The organism is Pseudomonas sp. 43NM1 (assembly GCF_002836905.1).
Lineage (GTDB): Bacteria > Pseudomonadota > Gammaproteobacteria > Pseudomonadales > Pseudomonadaceae > Aquipseudomonas > Aquipseudomonas prosekii.
Genome location: NZ_MKGS01000101.1, coordinates 1 through 2,660 on the forward strand (window position 1 = coordinate 1; position 2,660 = coordinate 2,660).

Annotated in this window: 2 protein-coding genes and 1 pseudogene; 2 read left to right on the top strand and 1 reads right to left on the bottom strand. The window is 53.9% G+C overall.

Annotated elements, in window-relative coordinates; all coding sequences use genetic code 11:
• Nucleotides 1-2,022, top strand: a 2,022-nt coding sequence (locus tag BI292_RS29135) for an RHS repeat-associated core domain-containing protein (RefSeq protein ID WP_256592645.1), incomplete at its 5' end; no start/stop codon positions are given.
• Nucleotides 2,023-2,116: 94 nt separating this feature from the next.
• Here the strand turns inward: BI292_RS29135 and BI292_RS29140 are convergent.
• Nucleotides 2,117-2,206 (bottom strand): annotated as a pseudogene (locus BI292_RS29140) (alginate biosynthesis protein AlgA); the annotation flags it as partial.
• 216 nt (nucleotides 2,207-2,422) lie between these two features.
• Here BI292_RS29140 and BI292_RS29010 point away from each other — a divergent pair.
• On the top strand, nucleotides 2,423-2,660 hold a 238-nt coding region (locus BI292_RS29010; protein ID WP_218563481.1), incomplete at its 3' end, for a hypothetical protein.

Below are 2,660 nucleotides of genomic sequence, written 5' to 3' on the forward strand. Positions count from 1 at the left end.
GCCGATGGCAGGATTATTCGCGAAGTGGCGGGTAATCATGTCGAGACGAACCTCACTTATGGCGCCGCAGATGGACTGTTGATCGAGCGGCGAGCGTTCAGCAATCACAGCGGTTTATTGCAGCATTTGTTCTACGAGTACGACCGCATGGGCAATGTCCTGAGCATCGAAGACAAGGCGCTGGAGGTTCGTTACTTCAATAATCAGCGCATCGAGCCCATCAGTTGTTTTAACTACGACAGTCTTTATCAGTTGATTGGTGCATCTGGCTGGGAGGCGGGTAGTGCGAATCAGGGACCGAATTCGGCCGGGCGAATGGATCCCGCCGCGCTCAGCAATTATCAGCAAAGTTTCAGTTATGACGAGAGTGGCAACTTGCTCAAGTTGACGCACGTCGGGGCGCAAAGTCCGGGACGAGAGTTAAAAGCTGCGCGCTACAGCAATCGCTGTTTGCCCTGGCGCAATGGCGTGCCACCCACCGAGGAGGAAATTGCCGCTGCGTTCGATGCCAACGGCAATTTGCTGATGCTCGAGCAGGGACGTTACATGACGTGGGATCTGCGCAATCAGTTGCAGTCGGTCAGCCCGGTGGAGCGCGACTCTGGACGCAATGACGTTGAGTCCTACCTCTACGATGGCGGTGGCCAACGGGTACGAAAAACTCGCTCGTTGCAGACCAATGCCCGGACCGTGGTGGCTGAAGTGCGTTACTTGCCGGGACTTGAATTGCGCACCGACAGCGGTACCGGGGAGGTGCGGCAGGTCATCAGCGCGCAGGCCGGGCTCAATAGTGTTCGGGTACTGCATTGGGAAACCGATCCGCCGTTCGGCGTGAATAACGATCAGTACCGTTACAACCTGGTTGATCATCTGAACTCCTGTTCGCTAGAACTCGCCGACGATGCGCGAATCATCAGTCAGGAAACTTATTACCCCTTCGGAGCAACAGCCTGGTCTGCCGGCCCGAACGAAACCGATGGGGATTACAAAACCGTTCGTTATTCGGGCAAGGAACGGGATGCGACGGGGCTTTATTACTACGGATTCAGATACTACATAGAGTGGCTGCAGCGATGGCTCAATCCGGATCCAGCAGGCGCGGTAGATGGCTTGAACCTGTATCGGATGGTTAGAAATAACCCTGTCACGTTGATCGATGTCGATGGGCGGGCGCCCACTGTACCGAGCGCACCACCCGTGCCTCCACAGCCACCTTCGCCACCGGGATCGGCAGCACTGCCACCTCCACCACCGCCTGGCGCTGGTTTCGCACCACCTCGGCCACCACTGCCAGGGCAAGTCGCGCAGACTCAGAAGCTTTTTCAGCCAATTGCATTGGCGCGCCCGCAAATGCCAGCCAATCAGGCTTCAAAGCCATGGCAAACAAAAGACTATGTCGACACGGTTCAACTTGCCAAAACGATCAATCAACAATTTGGTGTGTCGGTTAACCCTATAAGAGTAGTGGATGTAACGCACCAAGATCTTTTTGAAAAAATCAGGTCTGTTCCGGGCAATGAAACGATGCAGTTCAATCAGGAAGATCGTCGTGCCAATCCTGCCGCCTGGACGTCGCCAGACGGAACAATTTACATGGGGGTAACCGCACCGGATTATTCTGAAAACGGTCAGCTTGATGGAGATAAAATCCGTTCAACGATTGTTCACGAAGCCTTGCATGCTTCTTCGTACGGGCATGTAGGCTTTCAACCGGAGACGGATACGTCTGTAAGTAATAGTAATTATGACGAACACATTACCGACTACTTTGCCCATCAAGTCTTTAATGACATGTATCCCGGGGCGGTGTACAAAACGGGTTATTTCACAACGAGCGTAGGTGGAGAGGCTCAACATTGGGGCGGGAACATGGCTAAATTCATGATCGATTCAGGCCATGTGACAAAGAGCGAATTACAGAGTGGTTATTTTGAAACAGGTCAATTGAATCCGTTGCCTGAGCGGTTGTTAGACAAATGGAAAACATTTGCAAAGCAAAATAGGAATCCATTGAAAATGTGACTTGCCATGACGTTGGCAAAAAAAGCCCCCGACCAACCCGCTGCGGATAGGGAGCGCGGCGGGTTGGACAGGGGCTTCTGGTGTTACAGATCAATCACTGCGCGATGGTTTTCACCGACACGCCGCGCTCGATCGGGGTGGAGCGACCGTAGATATCTTCAAAGCGCTCGATATCGTCTTCGCCCGGTTATCACCGGCGCTTCAATAATCTTGAATGGAATCTCGTGAGAGGGACTAACAACTTCTCAATTAGCGCCGGTAGGCCATTTACCGGGGGCTGCGAAAATTAACATTCAACGATCAACCGACATTACCGTTGATCTGTACTGTAATTTCTGACAGTAGCCAGATGCTGCGCGGCAACGGTTAGATCATGTCTGGCTAACCGGGACGCATCGTCATGCACGCTTCAATCACGACAACGCATTACAGGACCCCAACCTTATCCGTCGTCGATCCGCGCGGACTTGCGGTGCGTTCGGTCGATTACTGGCGTGAAGATGAAAAACTCGCGGCGCAGGCTCGGGTCAATCGAGTGGCTTACGATCTAGGCGGGCGCCCAGTCAAACAGTGGGACCCGCGGCTGTGGGCGCTGCAAGCCGCGGACCCGCTGACGCCGGCGAACATGACGAGCGTGC